Origin of the sequence: Enterococcus canis NBRC 100695, assembly GCF_001544375.1 — a bacterium.
Taxonomy (GTDB): domain Bacteria; phylum Bacillota; class Bacilli; order Lactobacillales; family Enterococcaceae; genus Enterococcus_H; species Enterococcus_H canis.
Genome location: NZ_BCQJ01000004.1, coordinates 81,755 through 101,112, shown reverse-complemented (window position 1 = coordinate 101,112; position 19,358 = coordinate 81,755). Strand labels below are relative to the sequence as shown.

General features: G+C 43.7%; 17 protein-coding genes. 13 read left to right on the top strand and 4 right to left on the bottom strand.

What is annotated here, in order from left to right:
- The first annotated feature begins 152 nt into the window (after positions 1 to 152).
- From yfmF to ECA01S_RS07455, 10 genes are all read left to right on the top strand, one after another.
- A complete protein-coding gene (gene yfmF, locus ECA01S_RS07500; RefSeq protein ID WP_067393445.1) occupies positions 153 to 1,418 on the top strand; it encodes an EF-P 5-aminopentanol modification-associated protein YfmF in 1,266 nt (421 codons plus the stop codon).
- Positions 1,411 to 2,694, top strand: coding sequence for an EF-P 5-aminopentanol modification-associated protein YfmH (gene yfmH / locus ECA01S_RS07495; RefSeq protein ID WP_067393442.1), 1,284 nt, complete (start codon positions 1,411 to 1,413; stop codon positions 2,692 to 2,694). The genes yfmF and yfmH overlap by 8 nt, the downstream gene beginning before the upstream one ends.
- Positions 2,695 to 2,696: 2 nt before the next feature.
- On the top strand, positions 2,697 to 3,419 hold the full coding sequence (ymfI, locus tag ECA01S_RS07490; RefSeq protein WP_067393439.1) for an elongation factor P 5-aminopentanone reductase: 723 nt from the start codon (positions 2,697 to 2,699) through the stop codon (positions 3,417 to 3,419).
- A 25-nt stretch (positions 3,420 to 3,444) separates the two neighbouring features.
- Positions 3,445 to 4,335, top strand: a complete 891-nt coding sequence (locus ECA01S_RS07485) for a helix-turn-helix domain-containing protein (protein WP_067393436.1) — start codon at positions 3,445 to 3,447, stop codon at positions 4,333 to 4,335.
- A gap of 30 nt (positions 4,336 to 4,365) precedes the next feature.
- A complete protein-coding gene (gene pgsA / locus ECA01S_RS07480) occupies positions 4,366 to 4,944 on the top strand; it encodes a CDP-diacylglycerol--glycerol-3-phosphate 3-phosphatidyltransferase (protein ID WP_067393434.1) in 579 nt (192 codons plus the stop codon).
- Positions 4,945 to 5,121: 177 nt separating this feature from the next.
- Positions 5,122 to 6,354, top strand: coding sequence for a competence/damage-inducible protein A (locus ECA01S_RS07475; RefSeq protein ID WP_067393431.1), 1,233 nt, complete (start codon positions 5,122 to 5,124; stop codon positions 6,352 to 6,354).
- A 108-nt stretch (positions 6,355 to 6,462) separates the two neighbouring features.
- Complete coding sequence (recA, locus tag ECA01S_RS07470; protein WP_067393428.1) at positions 6,463 to 7,503, top strand: recombinase RecA; 1,041 nt, start codon at positions 6,463 to 6,465, stop codon at positions 7,501 to 7,503.
- Between the two features lie 226 nt (positions 7,504 to 7,729).
- Entirely contained in the window at positions 7,730 to 9,283 is a 1,554-nt protein-coding gene (gene rny, locus ECA01S_RS07465) for a ribonuclease Y (protein WP_067393426.1), read from the top strand.
- Positions 9,284 to 9,400: 117 nt separating this feature from the next.
- Positions 9,401 to 10,702, top strand: coding sequence for a putative DNA modification/repair radical SAM protein (locus tag ECA01S_RS07460; protein ID WP_067393423.1), 1,302 nt, complete (start codon positions 9,401 to 9,403; stop codon positions 10,700 to 10,702).
- Positions 10,689 to 11,447: a TIGR03915 family putative DNA repair protein gene (locus ECA01S_RS07455; protein WP_067393420.1), complete on the top strand. Its 759-nt coding sequence runs from the start codon at positions 10,689 to 10,691 to the stop codon at positions 11,445 to 11,447. The genes ECA01S_RS07460 and ECA01S_RS07455 overlap by 14 nt, the downstream gene beginning before the upstream one ends.
- Before the next feature lie 93 nt (positions 11,448 to 11,540).
- Here the strand turns inward: ECA01S_RS07455 and ECA01S_RS07450 are convergent, their stop codons facing one another.
- Together ECA01S_RS07450 and ECA01S_RS07445 are read right to left on the bottom strand one after the other, a co-directional pair.
- A complete protein-coding gene (locus ECA01S_RS07450; RefSeq protein ID WP_067393417.1) occupies positions 11,541 to 12,713 on the bottom strand; it encodes a NupC/NupG family nucleoside CNT transporter in 1,173 nt (390 codons plus the stop codon).
- Positions 12,714 to 12,924: 211 nt separating this feature from the next.
- Positions 12,925 to 14,538, bottom strand: a complete 1,614-nt coding sequence (locus tag ECA01S_RS07445; protein ID WP_067393414.1) for an FAD-dependent oxidoreductase — start codon at positions 14,536 to 14,538, stop codon at positions 12,925 to 12,927.
- A gap of 291 nt (positions 14,539 to 14,829) precedes the next feature.
- On the opposite strand from ECA01S_RS07445, the gene ECA01S_RS07440 reads away from it, so the two are divergent.
- Entirely contained in the window at positions 14,830 to 16,716 is a 1,887-nt protein-coding gene (locus ECA01S_RS07440; RefSeq protein WP_143139605.1) for an acyltransferase family protein, read from the top strand.
- Positions 16,717 to 16,809: 93 nt separating this feature from the next.
- Positions 16,810 to 17,508: a hypothetical protein gene (locus ECA01S_RS07435; protein WP_067393411.1), complete on the top strand. Its 699-nt coding sequence runs from the start codon at positions 16,810 to 16,812 to the stop codon at positions 17,506 to 17,508.
- A 12-nt stretch (positions 17,509 to 17,520) separates the two neighbouring features.
- Here the strand turns inward: ECA01S_RS07435 and ECA01S_RS07430 are convergent, their stop codons facing one another.
- Complete coding sequence (locus ECA01S_RS07430) at positions 17,521 to 17,796, bottom strand: GIY-YIG nuclease family protein (RefSeq protein ID WP_067393409.1); 276 nt, start codon at positions 17,794 to 17,796, stop codon at positions 17,521 to 17,523.
- Positions 17,789 to 18,526 (bottom strand): tRNA1(Val) (adenine(37)-N6)-methyltransferase, encoded by a 738-nt coding sequence (locus tag ECA01S_RS07425; RefSeq protein WP_245631203.1) that lies wholly within the window; start codon positions 18,524 to 18,526, stop codon positions 17,789 to 17,791. Before ECA01S_RS07425 ends, ECA01S_RS07430 begins: the two co-directional genes overlap by 8 nt.
- 119 nt (positions 18,527 to 18,645) lie before the next feature.
- On the opposite strand from ECA01S_RS07425, the gene ECA01S_RS07420 reads away from it, so the two are divergent.
- Positions 18,646 to 19,263 (top strand): lysophospholipid acyltransferase family protein, encoded by a 618-nt coding sequence (locus ECA01S_RS07420; protein ID WP_067393403.1) that lies wholly within the window; start codon positions 18,646 to 18,648, stop codon positions 19,261 to 19,263.
- Positions 19,264 to 19,358 lie beyond the last annotated feature (95 nt).

Here is a 19,358-nt window from a genome sequence, read left to right as displayed (position 1 = left end):
CCTCGTATAAACTTTTCTATTAACAATTCAAGTATAGCGAAAAATTGTTTTCAGGGGAAATGATTCACTTGTGAAGGAAGGTTTTGCAAGCCGGTTTCCACCAGTCCCTATGGTATAATTGGACAGACGCAACCATTTTTGGAGGGAGAGCTATGACGATTCAATTACAGGAAGGCGTGCAACTGCATGTCCTGCCCACAACGAAATACAAAACGATCCGTATGATGGTCCGTTTTCGGGCACCATTAGATGAAAAAACGGTCACCAAACGGACTTTATTAGCAAATTTAATGGAAACTAACAGTCGAGATTATCCGACGCAAACCGAGCTGAGTGCAGCATTAGCAGACCTATATGGTGCTAATTTTGGCATTGGCATTAATAAAAAAGGTACACAACACTGGTTTAGTGCGACCATGAACATTACCAATGGCTCGTATGTTTCAGAGCCAACACTGCTAGAACAAGCCGTGACCTTTTTAGGGAAAGTGCTATTTGCGCCTAATATGACGGCCGGTGTGTTTGACGAAAAGACCTTTCAACGGGAAAAGGATAACTTACGCGCCTATTTAGAAAGCCTTTCTGAGGACAAGCAAACATATGCATTATTAAAGCTTCAAGAATTATATTTTGCAGATGAGCCTACGCAACAGATTCCTAGCTTCGGAACACCGGAATTGCTAGCACAAGAAACGCCTGCGACACTAGGTGCTTATTATCAACAAATGATGGCTGAAGATCAAGTCGATATCTTAGTGATTGGCGACGTTACTACCGAGGAAGTTCAAAAAGCTTTCGAAAAATTACCTTTTACACCACGTCCGCGCCGAGAAGAAACGATTTTCTATGATGCGCCTGTAAGAAATATCATTCGTGAAGCAGCGGAACGCCAAGATACCACGCAGTCGAAGTTGGATTTAGCGTATACGACCGATATTTATTACGGCACGCCAGAATATTTTGCTTTGCAAGTTTTTAATGGCTTATTTGGTGGCTTTGCCCATTCTAAGCTGTTTATGAATGTGCGGGAGAAGGAAAGTATGGCCTACTATGCTTCTAGCAGTGCCGATACCTTCCGCGGGTTGCTGTTAGTCCAAACAGGAATTGACGGCAAAAATCGCAATAAAGTTCTACATTTGATTGCGCAAGAATTGGAACAGATTCGCTTAGGAAAAATTACTGATTTGGAATTTGAACAAACAAAAGCGATGCTATTGAACCAATACTTGTTAGGTGAGGATAGCGCCCCTAATACCTTGGAAAAAGCCTATTTAAACGACCTCTTACCCCACACGCAATTAACAGCAGCGGAATGGGCGGGCCGTCTTGCAGCGGTGACGAAGCAAGATGTTGTAAAAGTCGCGCAAGAGGTTCACTTACAGGCAATTTATTTCTTGGAGGGAAAACAAGATGCATAAACACGAGTATCAACAAATCAATGAAACCCTCTATACAGAGGTTTTGGCTAATGGCTTGACTGTTCATTTACTACCTAAGCCGGATTATCACAAAACTTATGGCTTGTTTACGACTAATTATGGTTCAATTGACAATCACTTTGTCCCTTTAAGTGGGGAGGCTGCGGTAACTGTTCCTGATGGTATTGCGCACTTTTTAGAACATAAAATGTTTGAGAAGGAAACGGGCGATGTCTTCCAAGTGTTCAGTCAACAGGGGGCCTCTGCCAACGCCTTTACTAGCTTTACGCGGACAAGCTATCTTTTTTCTTCTACGGACCACGTCGCTGAGAATGTTGCGACCTTGATAGATTTTGTACAGGCACCTTATTTCACAGCCGAAACGGTTGAAAAGGAAAAAGGTATCATTGGTCAGGAAATCCAAATGTATCAAGATGAACCAAATTGGCGGCTCTTTTTCGGTCTGCTACAAAACCTTTATCCAGAACACCCTTTGCATATTGATATTGCGGGGACTGTTGCCAGTATTGCTGAGATCACAGCGGAAGATTTGTACACCTGCTACCACACGTTTTATCATCCCAGCAATATGAATTTGTTTTTAGTCGGTCGCTTCGAACCAGAAGCGATGATGGCACTGATTCGTGAAAACCAAGAGCAAAAAGAATTTGCTAAGCCACAACCAATTCAACGATTCTTTCCTGAGGGTGGTAAGATTGTACCGGTTTCGGAAGAACGGATGAGTTTGACACGTCCTAAAGTATTAGTGGGCATCAAAGGGACCGGGCAACTTCCGACAGGTCGCCAGTTACTAAAGTTTAAAACAGCTATCAGTCTCTTACTGCAACTGTTACTAGGTGATACTTCTCAGAATTATCTAGATCTCTATGATGAAGGCCTTTTAGATGACAGTTTTGGCTATGAGTTTTCACTGGATCGTGAATTTCATTTTGCAGATTTTGGCGGTGATTCCGATCAACCTGAACGTCTGGCAGAACGTTTGACGACGATTTTGAGTCACTGGCAAACGGATGCGGAAATTACTCCCGAAAATTTGGATTTATTAAAGAAACGCAGTCTCGGAAAATATTTCCAATCCTTGAACTCATTGGAGTATATCGCCAACCAATTTTCTCAGTCCATGTATGGTGATGCCACCTTGTTTGATTTGCCGGAAATCATTCAGTCGTTAACGCTAGCAGATTTGAAGGCGGCGGGTGAGCAGTTTATCCAACCAGAGAATTTCAGCACATTCTATTTGTTGCCGAAGGTCTAATTATGAAAAATGCGTTAATTTTAGGGGCTAGCGGAGATATTGGTCAAGCCATCGCCCGGAGATTGGCGGCAGATGGCTGGTCACTTTATTGTCATTATTACCAGCATGCCGAGAAAGTTGTAAGATTAGTCAAAGACTTACGAAATGGGTATCCTCAACAAGATTTTTTTATGGTATCCTTGAATATGCTAGACGAATCAGGCTTACCAGCATTTTATGACCAGCTGTTTCAAGTGGATGCGGTTATTTTTGCCAGTGGTTTTACCCATTATCAATTGTTAAGTGACATGACTAGTGCGATGCTGGAAGAATTATGGCAGATTCATTTGAAATTGCCAATCATGCTTTGCCGCGATCTGCAGACTAAACTCAGCCATAGCGGCTGCGGTCGGGTGGTCTTTATTGGGTCAGTGTATGGCCAGATGGGCAGCAGTATGGAGACGGTCTACAGTGCCGTGAAGGGCGGTCAGGAAGCTTTTGCCAAAGCATACAGTCAAGAAGTTGCCAGTCTGGGGATTACGGTGAATGTCGTAGCACCAGGGGCAGTTGCAACAAGTATGAATCGCCATTGGACAGACGCAGAGGTAGAGTCATTACAGGCAGAGATTCCGGTTGGACGTATGGGTCAACCAGAGGAAATCGCGGCTGCAGTAGCCTTTTTAGTAGCAGAACAATCAAATTATATAACAGGTATTACTCTACCGGTAAACGGTGGCTGGTACTGATTTAAAAGACTGGAGTAGATGACGCGTGTCAAGTGTCGGAGAGAAACTGCGGCAGGCTCGAGAAGCCAGGAGAATGTCGCTAGACGAATTACAACAAATCACCAAAATCCAAAAACGTTATTTAGAAGCCATGGAAGAAGATCGTTTTGATACGATGCCAGGGACTTTTTACGTGCGGGCTTTTATTAAGCAATATGCCAATGCGGTGGGACTCGACAGTGAAGAGTTGTTAGACCAATTAGATGGCAAACCAAGAAAAACGGTCACACCAGAACCGACGCCGGTTTATGAGGAAGTTCATGAATCTCGTAAGAATCTACATGAAGAATCTAAAACATGGACCAATAAACTGCCTATCGTGCTATTATCCCTCATTGCCATCAGCATTATTGCTGTCGTTTTTTGGCTGACTTGGGAAGATCGGCAAAGTAGTCCTTTGATTACAGAGCCTTCTAGCGTTTCTGTTGAAGGTTCCGTTGCAAGCAGCAGTCAAAGTCAAACGGAAACGACCGCCAGCACAACTGTTGAAACCACCCAAAGCTCCGAAAAACCTGCACCACCTAAAATGAGCTTTGACCTGGCCGATCCAGTTGTGGGTGCGAATAATAGCGCTAGTACAGAAATTGCGGTGAAGGATAGCCAAGACCCAATTACAGTGACTTTTGCCAGTGTTGATGGCGGCCGCTGTTGGGTGGGTGTCTACGTAGACGAAGCCTCAGTATTCGATAAAACGATTGAGTCTGGGGAAACCACCGATGTTAAATTACCGAAGGGTGCCAAAGACGTACGCATCCGAATTGGTTATGCACCAAGTGTTTCAGTGCAGCTCAATAAAGAAAAATTAGCATTCAACCCAGATAATCTGGGGGCGACATTATGGGATCTGCATTTTTCTATTGCCTATGCGAAGTCTTAGAGCTGGCGTAAGATTGAAGGGAGAATAAATATGAACCTACCAAATAAACTGACGGTCATCCGTATCTGTATGATCCCGTTATTTGTAATCGTTGTGTCCGCACCGTTAGCTTGGGGAACACTGACGATGCTTGGAACAGATGTTGAGGTGACGCAACTTATTGGAGCAATTATTTTTGCTGTTGCAAGTATTACAGATTGGTTAGATGGCAAGATTGCGCGTTCACGTGGGCTAGTAACTAATTTTGGCAAGTTCGCCGATCCGTTGGCAGATAAAATGCTGGTTATGACGGCTTTCATCATTTTAGTAGGTCAAGGCTCTGTCCCAGCTTGGGTAGCAGCGATTATTGTCTGCCGCGAACTAGCAGTTACAGGTTTGCGCCTACTACTGGTTGAACATGGTGAAGTAATGGCTGCAGCTTGGCCGGGTAAAGTTAAAACAGCGACTCAAATGGTTGCTATTATCTTATTGTTTATCAATAATATTCCATTTGCAGCTCTTGGTTGGCCGGTAGCACAAATTATGCTGTACCTATGTTTGATTTTTACAATCTATTCTGGCGTGGACTATTTTGTGAAAAATGCTGCTGTTTTTAAAGGCTCTATGTAAGGCTTGAGGATACGATGAAAATCGTGTCCTTTTTTAATTTTCAAGAAGATTGTGAGGACGGTGGCAAAGGCGTTAAGATCATACTGTTCGCTTGTCCAGAAGCGTGAAGAGCTTTCTGAAAAAAGAGTGTGTTAAAATAAAGCCATAAGACGTAATTAAAGATAAGAGGGATTAAATATGAAGGCGGAAATTATCGCGGTAGGAACGGAACTGTTACTGGGGCAGGTCATTAACACAAATGCAGCATTTTTAGCGGAGGAATTAGCCGACCTGGGGATTGAAGTCTACTATCAAACGGTCGTAGGAGATAATCCCCAACGTCTAGCGGAACTCATTACGGAGGCGGAACAGCGTAGTGAGCTTTTAGTTCTGTGTGGCGGCTTAGGACCAACAGAGGATGACTTGACTAAGCAAGTAGTGGCAACGCATCTAGGCCGCGATTTAGTACAGGATCAGCAAGGTTTAAAGAAAATGGAGCAACACTTCACTTTTTCTGGACGAAGGATGACGGAGAATAATCTGTTACAGACGCTCTATATCTCAGGTGGCACACCATTGGCAAATACGACTGGTTTAGCAAGCGGCAGCTTTATTACCGTAGCACAGCACCACTATTTGCTTTTGCCCGGTCCGCCTAGCGAATTACAGCCAATGTTTCGACTAGCAGCGCGACCGCTGCTAACGGCACTTTCGCCTGTGCAGGAACGGATAGTATCGCGCGTTCTACGATTTTATGGAATCGGCGAATCTCAGTTAGTCACTGAATTGGCTGATTTGATTGCTGGGCAAACCAATCCAACCATTGCCCCTTACGCTAAACCGAATGAAGTGACTTTAAGGCTGACGGCTAAAGCCTCGGATGAGTCGGTAGCTAATCAGCTATTACAACCAGTAATAGAGGAGATTTTAGCGCGCTTAGGTCAGTACTATTATGGTGAGGGGGAGACGACTACACTGGCACAAGTCGTAGTAGCACAGTTGCAGGCGGCCGGCCAAACTATCACTGCAGCAGAAAGCCTGACGGCCGGACTCTTCCAAAGTACCTTAGGGGACGTACCTGGAGTATCAAGTGTTTTTCCAGGTGGCTTTGTCACCTACTCGGCGGCCACTAAAATGGCCTTTTTAGACATTGACCCACAGTTGATTGAAATACACGGCGCCGTCAGTGAGGCTTGCGCTAAAGCTATGGCCCAGCAAGCCCGCGAAAAAGCCCATACCGATTTGGCAGTAGCCTTTACAGGCGTAGCTGGTCCGGAGCCGTTAGAAGGCAAACCGGCGGGCACAGTTTGGATCGCAGTGGCTTCTCAGCAAGGGGTGAGGGCCGAGTTATGCCATTTCAATCGCGACCGAGCGTATATTCGCCATAGTGCGGTTATGAAGGGCTTAGATATGGTTCGACGACAAAAATAAAAAATACGAATGTTTGTTCGGTTTTCGCTTGCTTTTTATCTCAAAAAAAAGTATGATATGTTTACTGAATATGACGTATTGACACAGAAATCTAAGGAGGATACATCATTGGCTGATGATCGTAAAGTAGCGTTAGACGCTGCGTTAAAAAAAATAGAAAAGAATTTTGGTAAAGGTTCTATCATGAAACTGGGTGAAAAGGTCGATCAACAGATCTCCGTTATCCCAAGTGGCAGTTTAGCATTGGATGTGGCATTAGGCGTTGGTGGCTATCCACGAGGACGGATTGTAGAAGTTTACGGACCAGAAAGTTCTGGTAAAACGACAGTGGCGTTGCATGCAATCGCTGAAGTTCAAAAAAATGGCGGTACGGCAGCCTTCATTGATGCCGAACACGCCTTAGATCCTCAATACGCGCAAAAATTAGGCGTAAATATTGATGAACTATTACTATCACAACCAGATACTGGTGAACAAGGCTTAGAAATCGCAGATGCGTTGGTTTCCAGTGGTGCCATTGACATCGTGGTTATTGACTCGGTAGCGGCCTTAGTACCAAGAGCCGAAATCGAAGGCGAGATGGGTGATACCCACGTGGGTCTGCAAGCTCGACTAATGTCGCAAGCATTGCGGAAATTGTCTGGGTCCATTAATAAAACGAAAACAATCGCGATTTTTATCAACCAAATTCGTGAAAAAGTCGGCGTAATGTTTGGTAATCCCGAAACGACACCTGGCGGTCGCGCATTGAAATTCTATGCAACAGTTCGCTTAGAAGTTCGTCGTGCCGAACAATTGAAACAAGGAACCGATATTGTTGGGAACCGGACGAAGATCAAAGTCGTAAAAAATAAAGTAGCACCACCTTTCAAAATTGCAGAAGTTGATATTATGTATGGCCAAGGGATTTCTCAAGAAGGTGAATTGCTGGATATGGCAGTTGAAAAAGACATCGTCGATAAGAGCGGTGCTTGGTACGGCTATAAAGAGGAACGGATCGGCCAAGGTCGTGAAAATGCTAAGACCTATATCCATGATCATCCAGAGATGATGGCTGAGATTAGCCATCTTGTACGAGATGCTTATGGAATCGGGGATGGTCAAACCTTAGTTGAAGAAGGCCAAGAAGAATTGCCATTAGATGAATAACTCTCAAAGACCATCGTTATAAAACGATGGTCTTTCTGTTATCTACAAAGTTGGAAGCTTTTTCATCCGGTCTATTTTAAGTTGACACGTAGGAGCCAAAACATTAGAATAAAGTTGTGCGATTGCACATATATGCAAGTAGGCATATTGATAATTTATGGTGAATGTTTTTTATCAAAAAAACTACAAAATAACAAAAAAATTAGATAGTTTGGAGGTGGATTCAATGACGCAATCAATTCTCCTCGCTATCGGTTTAATTGTCGGTCTGATTTTAGGGTTTGTGGTTGCCAAAACTCGTCATACTAAAGAAATTGATGGGGCAAAACTTTCGGCAGAAGGTATTTTAACTTCTGCGAAAAAAGAGGCAGAAACACTGAAAAAAGAAGCTTTGTTAGAGGCTAAAGAAGAAAATCAGAAGTATCGTTCAGAGATTGAAAGTGAGCTGAAAGAGAGCAGACTTGAATTAAAAGGCCAAGAAAATCGGTTGCTCCAACGGGAACAAACGTTGGATCGTAAAGATGATTCTTTGGAAAAACGAGAACATTCGTTAGAGGACAAAGAAACAAAACTTGGTTCAAGACAACAGTTACTTGAAGAGCGGGAAAAAGAAGTTGAAAAACTCATTGAACAAGAGCAACAAGAGTTAGAACGGGTCGCTGCGCTACCTAAAGAGGAAGCTCGCGATATCATCATGAAGACAACTGAAGAAGAATTGAACCACGAGTTGACGCTAATGGTGAAAGAATCGGAACAACGCGCCAAAGAAGAAGCAGATCGCAAAGCGAAAAATCTGTTGTCACTGGCTATCCAACGTTGTGCCGCCGATCAAGTTTCTGAAACAACCGTCTCTGTCGTAACACTGCCAAATGATGAGATGAAAGGTCGGATTATCGGTCGTGAAGGCCGTAACATCCGTACACTGGAAACCTTAACAGGGATCGATCTGATCATTGATGATACACCGGAAGCAGTAGTATTGTCCGGATTTGACCCAATTCGCCGTGAAATTGCGCGGATGACATTGGAAAAACTGATTCAAGATGGTCGTATCCATCCTGCCCGAATCGAAGAAACAGTTGAGAAATCACGTAAAGAAATGGATGAACGGATCCGTGAATATGGGGAACAGGCAGCATTTGAAGTAGGCGCGCATACTTTGCATCCTGATTTGATCAAAATCTTAGGACGCTTACGCTTCCGTACTAGTTACGGTCAAAATGTCTTGAACCATTCGATTGAAGTTGCGAAATTATCTGGTATCTTGGCGGCTGAATTAGGCGAAGATATCCAGCTAGCAAAACGAGCTGGTCTTCTTCACGATATTGGGAAGGCGCTTGATCATGAAATCGAAGGTTCCCACGTAGAAATCGGGGCCGAATTGGCAGCTAAATACAAAGAAAATCCAGTGGTCATCAATGCGATTGCCAGTCACCATGGTGATGTGGAAGCAACTTCCGTAATCTCTGTATTAGTTGCGGCAGCTGATGCGTTGTCAGCAGCTCGTCCAGGAGCCCGTAGTGAGTCCTTAGAAAACTATATTCGTCGTTTGGAAAATCTTGAAAATATCTCTAACAGCTTTACTGGTGTTGAATCTAGTTTTGCCGTACAAGCAGGTCGTGAAGTCCGCGTAATGGTGAAACCGGAAGAAATCAGTGACATGGATGCTGTACGTCTGGTACGCGACATTCGAAAACGAATCGAAGATGAACTAGATTATCCAGGACATATCAAAGTGACAGTTATTCGCGAAACGCGAGCAGTAGATTATGCAAAATAAGTACCAAGCATCACAGAATATTCTGTGATGCTTTTTTTAGGTAAAAGTTACTTTGACAGAAGCAGCTACCATCTGTTAAAATTAGAACATACGTTCGATTTGAAATGAGGTGAGTAAATGGAATTAGCAGAAAAAGTCGCTATTTTAGCAGATGCGGCTAAGTATGACGTTTCTTGTGCTAGTAGTGGTGTCACCGAAAATACGCGGTCCGGAACGATTGGCAGCACGGCGGCCTCCGGAATCTGTCACTCTTTTACAGCTGATGGCCGCTGTGTCTCTTTATTAAAACTATTATTGACCAATGCTTGTGTCTTTGATTGTCACTATTGTATCAATCGCTGCTCCAATCAGATTCCGCGGGCAACGTTTAGTCCACAAGAAATTGCTGATTTGACGATTGATTTTTATAAACGGAATTATATCGAAGGGCTATTCCTTAGTTCAGCCATCATCAAAAATGCCGACTATACCTGTGAGCTTTTAATCAAAACGTTGCGTATCCTGCGAGAAGAAAAAGGTTTTCGGGGCTATATTCACGTTAAGGCAATTCCAGGTGCTGATGAGTGCTTGATTAGTGAACTTGGCTTTCTAGCAGATCGTATGAGTGTCAATATTGAGTTGCCTTCAAAAGCCAGTCTAGAAAAACTGGCGCCAGATAAGGATCCGCACGCATTGTATCGACCCATGAAACAAATTGCTGTGCAGAGTCAGCAACCACTGGTCCAACGAAAAGGCCCGCGTTTTGTACCGGCCGGTCAATCGACCCAAATGATTATTGGTGCTTCGCCTGAAAGTGACTATGAGATCGTGACAATCTCAGAAAAACTTTATCAGCGTTATGGCTTGAAACGTGTTTACTATTCAGCCTATATTCCCGTTAATCAAGATCAACTATTACCGGCTGTGACGACCAAGCCGCCACTTTTGCGGGAACACCGTTTGTATCAAGCGGATTGGCTGTTACGTTTCTATGGCTTTAGAGCAAACGAAATCTTATCAGCAGACAAGCCGCATTTTAATCTTTATTTAGATCCAAAAGCCAACTGGGCGGTCCAGCATTATGAACACTTTCCAGTCGATGTGCAGACAGCTTCCTTGGAGCAACTCTTGCGGATTCCTGGAATTGGCCCTAAAAGTGCGCGAAATATTTTAAAAGCTCGTCGCTATTATCGCTTACATTTGAGTGACTTGAAGCAGCTGGGGGTTGTGATTAAGCGGGCGCAATATTTTGTTTCCTGTAACAAAGAGACGCCCATCGGTTTAACGAAAGACCCAGAATGGATTATTGCATCACTTATTTCTAAAAAGCAATTTCAGGCGTTACAGCAACAGAATACGCAAACGTCGGCGGAACAATTATCTTTTTTTGATACAGAGAAGCTGGCTTACTTAGAAGAGGTGCCTCATGAAAGTACATGAACTGCCAGAAAAAAGTGAATGCTGGTACTACGATGGTTCCTTTTTAGGCTGGTTGACGATTGTGGATCAAGCCTTTAGCCGCGGCTATCAGCCGTTTATGATTGCCCAAGAGGCCGACAATGTCTTCGCAGGAGAGTGGCTAGTAACGGACCAAGCCCGAGCACATAAAATTGCCAACAGGTTACAAATACGATTAGGGCTGGAAAACTGGTTGTTTTTACAGGAAGCTTTCTGTGCAAGCCTACCTGAGAAAGAACGACTATTGCTAACAGCAGTTAGCTTAGGGTTGGCAGGCGCCCACCTCCCTCAGCATTTAGGGCATCCGCATATTCTGGCTTTATCCAAGGGTTGTCAGGCTGTTCGGCGCGAAGTTCATGCTTATAAAGGTTTTTTACGTTTTCAGTATCGCCAAGAAGTTCTGTTTGGCCAAATCGATCCCGTGCATCAAGTGCTTCCAGCCTTATGTCAGCATTTTAGTCAGCGCTATCCGCAAGAGCAGGTGATGATCTATGATAATACCCATCAACAACTAGGTATTATGGAAGCTGGCACCATTCGCTACTTAGAGCAAGTAACACCACCTGACGCAGTGCCGGAGGACCAGTTAGCTGATGTTTGGCGCACTTTTTTAGCAGCCGTTACGATTAGCGAACGTGGAAATCTTGATTTACAGCGGAATATGTTGCCATTACGTTACCGGGGGAATATGCCAGAATTCTTCCAACCGCAGATACTGGAAGATTAGCCGCTTATTGGATTTACTTAAAACAATTACAACCTAAAAATGCCTCGGAGCCAATAAGTTGGAACCGAGGCATTTTTATTTAATTTATACCGATTAGAACAACAGACCAGTCATGATACTGCTTAAAAAGCTGACCAAAGTAGCACTTAGCAGGATTTTTAAACCATGTTTGGCTACGAGATTGCCCTTCTCGGCATTTAAACCTTTCATAGCGCCCGAAATGATGCCGATGGAAGAGAAGTTGGCAAAGGAAACTAGAAAAACGGACACGATTGCGGTTGTTCGTTCACTGAAATGCCAATTGCCTTGCGCTAGCTCTGTCATAGCAACAAACTCATTGGTTACCAACTTGGTGGCCATTAGACTGCCAGCAGCTACCGCTTCTTTCCAAGGGATTCCGGTTAAAAAGGCGAAAGGCGCGAAAAGATAACCTAACAATTCTTGGAAGCTGAAACCGGTGATACCGCTGAAAATCGCATTGATCATGGCAATCAAGGCGACAAAGCCAATCAGCATGGCGGCAACAGTTACCGCAACATGGAATCCATCTAAGATGTACTCCCCTAGCATTTGAAAGAAAGTTTGTTGTTCTTCTTCGATTTCAAACTGCTGGGTTTCCGGCTCGTAGGGGTTTACAACAGAGGCGATAATAAAACCACCAAACAAATTCAGCACTAAAGCGGTGATCACATAACGGGGTTCAATCAAGGCCATATAGGAGCCAACGATGGACATGGAGACTGTCGACATGGCGGAAATACTCATGGTCACCAGCCGTTTTTCCGTCAGTCGTGGCAGTTCGCGTTTAATCGAGATAAAAACTTCCGACTGACCAAGGATAGCAGAAGCGATACCGTTATAGGATTCCAACTGCCCCATCCCGTTGATTTTGCTAAGGCCGATCCCGACCCATTTCATGAAAAAAGGCAGTACTTTGATATAGCGTAAGATCCCAATGATTGCAGAAATGAAGACGATGGGCATCAGCACGCTGAGAAAGAAGGGCGCGCTCCCCTCATTGGCAACGCCTGCAAAAACAAAATTAACACCAGACTGGGCAAAAGTTAATAAGGCCGCAAATTGATCTGCTAAAAAGCCTACAACTTTAGTTCCTACTGACGTCCGTAATAAAATAAACGCAAACACGGCTTGTAAAACAAGCATCAGAGCTAACGGGCGCCAAGCAATTTTTTGCCGATCAGTACTGATCAAGAGACCCAGCCCTAAAACCACCAATAAACCAATTATTCCAATAACAATATGCATCATCTGTCACTCCTTAAAAAATATCCGTTATAGAATAACGCGTTTAGGCTGGCAGTGCCAGTAAAAAGCTACCCTTTCATGAAATTATTAAAGAGGAAACACTACCATCTTCATGAAAACGATGACGAAACGCAAGAAGACCCATCAAGGGAGACCAAATATGTTTCTGGTGTCCTTTGATAAGTCTTCGGTAACTCGTATTATCTTTACACTATTCTTCAATCATCACGACGTCAAAACCAGCTCCCGCCAAAATACGAGCAGAAGTATAGGTATTCAACCCCTTACGGAAGGTAATGTAGATTTTTTTGTCTTTTGGCAATTCATTCAAGCGATCCCGTAATTCATTCATAGGAATATTAGCCGTTGCTTCAATGCTGCCGGATTTGGCTTTGTCAGGTTCACGAATATCTAAGAAGAAGGCATTTTGTAAGTCTTCTGCCGGAATATCCGTGGCTTTGATTGTTGTAACGACATTAGATAATTGGTTAATAGCCACATAACCTGCGGTATTTAGTGGGTCGCGGGTTGTTGAATAGGGTGGTGAATAAGGTAACTCTAAGTCAGGTAAGTCAAAGACGCTGAGATTCCCGGTAATAGCTACGGAAAGCTCACCAATACGTTTGTCCACTCCGCGTTCGCCAACTGCTTGTCCACCAAAAATTTTACCGGTCTTTTCTTCAAAAATCAGTTTCAAATTCAAACGTTTGGCATCAGGATAGAAATAAGCGTGGTCAAAGGGTGTGATGAAGATTGTTTTGTAGTTAGTGATGCCCACGGCTTGTAGCATATGTTCCGTATAGCCCACATAGCTGGCAGTATAATCAAAGATTTTAGCGACGCCAGCGCCTACGAAACCACGGTAACGCATCGGATTGCCAACTAAAATATCAGCCAACATATGTCCTTGCCGATTGGCAGCGCTAGAGAGCATGCTAGGAACGGCTAAACCAGTGATGGCACTAGTCGTTTCAATGACATCCCCAATTGCATAAATGTCAGTGATGTTGGTGGCCAATTGGTCATCCACAATGATGTGTTGATCATCAGCTAATTTAACACCCGCTGCTTGGGCTACTTCATTGTTAGGTTTAACCCCGGTAGCAAAAATGATCATGTCTGTTGCTAAAGTATCGCCATTGGCTAAAGTCACCGTTTTACCATCGGACGTGATAGCTGTGACAGTTTGTTCCAAAATAACGTTGATATTATTTGCCACAAGTTTTTCATAAATCAAGTCAGCGATTTCGGCATCATAAGGGAAGGCTACTTGTGGTAGTTGATCGATAACCGTCACTTCCATACCGCGATGTTGGAAGTTTTCAGCTAGTTCCAGACCAGCGACCCCAGCACCTAACACGGTTACTTTTTTCGGTGAGTGTTGTTCCATAAAAGTTTTGATCTTATCTGCATCCGTCACACTACGTAGGACAAAGCCATTGTTGATGTCGTTAGCACCTTTGATTGGTGGCAAAGTTGGCCGTGCGCCGGCAGAGATAATCAATTTATCATAAGAATCGTTAAAGACTTCGTTAGTCATTAAGTTTTTAACCACAACTTGTTTAGCCTCTGGGTCGATTTTAATCACTTCATGTTGAATAAGAACATCGATATTATTTTTAACTTTTAAAATTTCAGGTGTCCGTTCGATTAAAGAATCACGGTCTTCAATCACGCCTCCTAAGTAATAAGGTAGGGCACAACTAGCGTAAGAAATATGTTCGCCACGTTCATACATGGTGATTTCAGCATTTTCGTCTAGGCGGCGCAAACGGGTGGCAAATGAAGGACCACCGGCAACGGCGCCGATAACAACAACTTTCATGAAATTTCCTCCTGTTTAGATAACCTGGTTTATTTGTAACACTTTAATCGTACTATTTGTTGGAATCAGCTGCAAATATTTATCCTCGCAAAGCGTGGTTTGCCAAGAAAGAAAGCAATTTCGTCAAAAAGAAGAAAACTTATTTTTAAAAAGTACGATTTAATAAAAAACATTCACAATCGAAGTGAGCTGAAAAATTTAAGAAACTCTTTAGAAACTTGGCGTGAGAATGCTTGCTATTCTCAAATAATCTCCGTATAGTTAACAACATATTAGTAGAAAAGATGGGTTATGATCATGAAGCGATTAATGAAAAGTCGATATATCACAGGATTTGACGGTATCCGGACGTTAGCCGTCATTGGCGTGATTTTTTATCATTTATTACCAACCAAAATGGCGGGCGGTTACCTCGGCGTGCCAATTTTTTTCGTAGTTTCGGGCTATTTAATTACTGACCTGTTGCAGCAAGAGTGGCAACAGAACGGTACAATCAAGGTGGGGCAGTTTTACTTACGGCGCATGCGGCGACTTTATCCAGCAATGGTGGTGATGCTGATTGCCGCCGCAGCGTATATTACCGTCTTCCAGCAGAATTTGCTAAACAATTTGCGGGGCGTGGTCCTCAGTAGCTTGCTTTATTATAATAACTGGTGGCAAATCAACCAGGGGCTGTCCTATTTTGACAATTTTAGTGGTGGCTCGCCTTTCACTCATATTTGGTCACTGGCGGTAGAGGGGCAGTTCTATTTATTTTGGCCGGTTGCTTATCTCCTGATGAAGAAATTTTTGAAGCAGAAGTGGATTCTGCGACTTTTAGGTGGGCTGACCTTGGTCTCAATTTTATTGATGGCCTTTCTTTACGCACCAGGAGCGGATCCGACACGGGTTTATTATGGTACTGATACGCGCCTCTTCTCGATTTTAATGGGAGGACTGTTGGCTTTTGTTTGGCCGAGTACCCATTTGCGCGAAAATATTCCGCGTCAGGCTAAAATGGTTTTGAATATTGCGGGAGCTGTTGCCTTATTAGGCTTAATGGGGTCATTATTTTTCTTAGCAGATCACTATGCCTTCGTTTATTATGGTGGGATGGTTCTGACTAGCCTTTTAGCAGTAATATTAGTGGCTGTAGTGGCTCATCCCGGAGCTAGTTGGAATAAATGGCTGACTAATCCAATCTTCACTTGGATTGGCAAGCGTAGCTATGGTATCTATTTGTATCAGTTTCCAATTATGATTTTCTTTGAGGATAAGTTGAAGAATTTAAGCGACCATGTCTTTTTGTATACGTTGATTGAGTTGGTCCTGATTCTGGGGATTAGTGAGTTATCTTACCGCTTGATTGAACGTCCATTTTTACGACGTGAGATCACATGGCAATCAACCTGGCAGTCGTTGCGTCAGCCGTTACAAAAAGGCGCGCGCTGGGTGATACCTACGCTGCTGGTCACGCTGATTGCAATCGTTGGCTTGGCAACTGCACCTAGTAATCAAGTTTCAGCGCAGCAACAAGCTTTGCAAGAACAGATTGCAAAGAATAAGCAACAAGCGGCGGAACGTAGAGAAAAAGCGAAGGCTGATGCGAAAAAGCAAACAACTGAAACGACAGAGACATCAGAAAAAACGGAGTCCACTGAAAAGCCGGATGCAGCGACGACCAAGCTGGCACAGTACTATGGCTTAACGGATGCGCAGTTACAGGAAGTCCAAAAGATTCCAATCACCGCTTTTGGGGACTCAGTTATGCTAGGCGCAGGGGCTGAATTACAGGAACTGTTTCCAAAATTAGTCTTGGACGCAGAAGAGGGGCGCCAACTTTATGCCAGTGTTGATGAAGTTAAAAAAATGGCAGATGAAGGCTTACTAACCGACACGATCTTAGTGGGATTAGGGACAAATGGACCTTTTACAGAGACACAGTTTGCAGAGTTTATGAAAGCCTTGGGGAACCGCAAAGTGTACTGGATGACCATGCGTGATCCTAACAGCCGCTGGCAAAACCAAGTCAATGCCAGCTTGCAGCAGATGGCTGATAAATACGACAATTTGACACTGATTGATTGGTATCAAGCTGCCAATGATCATCCAGAATGGTTTTATGATGATAGTGTCCACGTCAATGGTGAAGGGCGCGCGGCCTATGCCTCGCTGGTTGCCCAAAGTTTATTGAAGTAAGAAAAGGCTGATAAGCTGACTTGCAACGAGTCGAGCTTGTCAGTCCTTTTCTTGTAAGGTATGATGAAGGCACTATTTAAAGCGAGGTGTGAGATGGATACCGTTAAAGAAATTAGTGCGGCTTACTGGCGCCATGGAGAACTCTTTTTTACAACAATCGTCCCTATCATGATGATTGCAGCAGGTATCTTGGTCATGGTGGTGATTTTTGCTCTTATTTACCATTACTACCGTTACAGTAAGCAAGTGGCACTGCTAGCGGGGGTGTTGATTGTGGGGCTTTTGGGCGCATATTGGGGTATTGCCAACTATTACCAAACATTCGAAACATTGAATCGTGGCGTAATGCCGAATATTCGCGACCGAGAGAAGGTCTTTGTTGGTTACAAATACTATGATGACGATACGTTAGCCTCCTTTAGACGTATCCAGAATCGGGTGGGCATCGAAGCCTTAGGTATTTATGAAAAAGAGCCAGCCACAGAAGCAGTGGAATACTTAGGACAGGCTCACGACTCTTTTTACTTTAAGTTTCGTGGACAGATTTTATATTTGCGAGATCACGCGACTTTTGCTGAACAAGACGCGGCCGAATTGGTGGGTGTTCGCTACCAATTGAGTCGTTCTGAATTTGCAGACATCGGCTTTTTCCAAACAACGAATGATTTTTTAGATGAATTAGTGATTCCCGAAAAGTGGCAGGCACGTACCTATGAATCAGTAGATGGTGTCATTCCAAAATCCTTTACAGGCAATCAAAGTGTTTGGGCAACCCATGCCGAAGAAAACTAAACAACCACCAGTTTATTCCTCAAGGGAAAAACTGGTGGTTGTTTTTAAGTACTGTTCTTTTTGTCGCCGATTCAGCTTTTTAAACGCGGCCTCCGCCTTAGTGGCGTCGCTACGAGTGGCAAAATGTTCAAGGTGGATCATTTGTAAAGGGCGGCGTTTGGCTAGGCGCGTGTATCTTGCACCGACTCCGCGGTTATGTTCAGCGAGGCGACGCTTAGGGTCGGTGGTATAGCCGCCGTAAAAGGTGTCATCATGACAACGTAAAACATAAAAGTAATGATCAGCCATATAAAAGCTCCTTAACAGCTGGTGTATACTCATTGTCTTGATAGACCACTAGCGGTGGCAATACGCGAAAGCCGTCCTTTTTCCCATGACGAATGCCTTCAATCAGTAACATATTAGCTTCCTTACCTTCTTTTGGATAGACAAAGCAGGCCCGTTTAGGCGCAATGCCAGCTTGATCCATCGCTGCTATGATTTCTAGAAAACGATCAGGACGATGAACTAGCGCCAGTCGACCATTCATTTTTAAAAGCTTTGCAGATACTTGGATCACCTCTTGCAAGGTTGTATGCAATTCGTGGCGGGCGATTGCTAAATGGGGATTAGGATTTTTTTGGCTAGTTGGCGCTTCTTTGAAATAGGGTGGATTACAGACTACCAAGTCGACGGAATCGGGTGCGATGGCTTGAGTGGCGTCCTTTAAGTCTAGATTCAGCATCGTGACTTGTTCGTCTAATTGATTTAGTTGAATACTGCGACGGCCCATATCAGCTAAGCGCGGCTGTAATTCTACCTGCGTAATGTGGGCGTTTGTTTTATGCGCCATAAACAAACCTACCGCCCCGTTACCAGCACAAAGATCGACAATTTGTCCCCGTTTCGGTAATTGCGGAAAATTGGCTAATAAGACAGCATCTAGTGAAAAGGAAAACACTTCAGGACTTTGGATGATTTGGATATTTTGGGCGAAAAGCTGATCGATTCGTTCCCCGGCTAATAATTGTGGTTCCACGGCACTGACTCCTTTATCTAATCTTCGAAAACAGTATACGCACATTTCCTCAGAAAAGCAAAAAGTGCTTGTCAAAAGGGTCGTTTTTCGGCATACTATAGCGAGAAGGAGGCAGTGTGATGTTTTATCGATTTGCACGAGCAGCTGTTCGGATCATTTTATTTTTGATCAATGGCAATGCTCGTTACCAGAATAAAGAAAAATTACCTCAAGACGAAAACTACATTCTTGTTGGACCGCACCGTACTTGGTGGGATCCACTTTATTTCGCTGTTGCAGCGTCACCAAAAAAATTCAGCTTTATGGCGAAGGAAGAGCTTTTTAAAAATCCAATTCTGCGTTTTATTTTGACCCATGCTAATGCGTTTCCGGTAAATCGCGACAAGCCAGGACCAAGTGCGATTAAAAAGCCAATCAAATTATTGAAAAATACAGACCTTGGTTTAATTATGTTTCCAAGCGGCACGCGTCATTCAGAAGACTTGAAGGGCGGAGTAGCCTTGATTGCCAAAATGGCGAAGGTTCGTATCGTGCCAGCAGTCTATCAAGGGCCATTAACTTTAGGTGGCTTATTTAAACGTAAACGCGTAGTCATTCGTTTCGGCGATCCTATTGATATCAGTGATATTCCTAAAATTGACAAAGATGGTATTGAAGAGACAGAACGCCGCTTGCAAGCTGCCTTTAAGCAACTGGATCAAGAAATTGACCCTACATTCAAATACGAAATCAAATAGGAGAAACAGCGGATTAAGACCGCTGTTTCTTTTTTGTTCGTAGGATAGAGAAAATGATATAATGAGAGAAGGACTTTTTTAGGGAGAGAGGGAGA

Bases quoted from the DNA above. Each gene is read 5' to 3' on its own strand.
- ECA01S_RS07460 (WP_067393423.1), top strand. From the start codon at position 9,401: ATGGAATTAGCAGAAAAAGTCGCTATTTTAGCAGATGCGGCTAAGTAT.
- ECA01S_RS07435 (WP_067393411.1), top strand. From the start codon at position 16,810: ATGGATACCGTTAAAGAAATTAGTGCGGCTTACTGGCGCCATGGAGAA.
- ECA01S_RS07430 (WP_067393409.1), bottom strand. From the start codon at position 17,796: ATGGCTGATCATTACTTTTATGTTTTACGTTGTCATGATGACACCTTT.
- ECA01S_RS07475 (WP_067393431.1), top strand. From the start codon at position 5,122: ATGAAGGCGGAAATTATCGCGGTAGGAACGGAACTGTTACTGGGGCAG.
- rny (WP_067393426.1), top strand. From the start codon at position 7,730: ATGACGCAATCAATTCTCCTCGCTATCGGTTTAATTGTCGGTCTGATT.
- pgsA (WP_067393434.1), top strand. From the start codon at position 4,366: ATGAACCTACCAAATAAACTGACGGTCATCCGTATCTGTATGATCCCG.
- ECA01S_RS07445 (WP_067393414.1), bottom strand. From the start codon at position 14,538: ATGAAAGTTGTTGTTATCGGCGCCGTTGCCGGTGGTCCTTCATTTGCC.
- ECA01S_RS07440 (WP_143139605.1), top strand. From the start codon at position 14,830: ATGATCATGAAGCGATTAATGAAAAGTCGATATATCACAGGATTTGAC.
- ECA01S_RS07450 (WP_067393417.1), bottom strand. From the start codon at position 12,713: ATGCATATTGTTATTGGAATAATTGGTTTATTGGTGGTTTTAGGGCTG.
- ymfI (WP_067393439.1), top strand. From the start codon at position 2,697: ATGAAAAATGCGTTAATTTTAGGGGCTAGCGGAGATATTGGTCAAGCC.
- ECA01S_RS07420 (WP_067393403.1), top strand. From the start codon at position 18,646: ATGTTTTATCGATTTGCACGAGCAGCTGTTCGGATCATTTTATTTTTG.
- yfmF (WP_067393445.1), top strand. From the start codon at position 153: ATGACGATTCAATTACAGGAAGGCGTGCAACTGCATGTCCTGCCCACA.
- ECA01S_RS07455 (WP_067393420.1), top strand. From the start codon at position 10,689: ATGAAAGTACATGAACTGCCAGAAAAAAGTGAATGCTGGTACTACGAT.
- yfmH (WP_067393442.1), top strand. From the start codon at position 1,411: ATGCATAAACACGAGTATCAACAAATCAATGAAACCCTCTATACAGAG.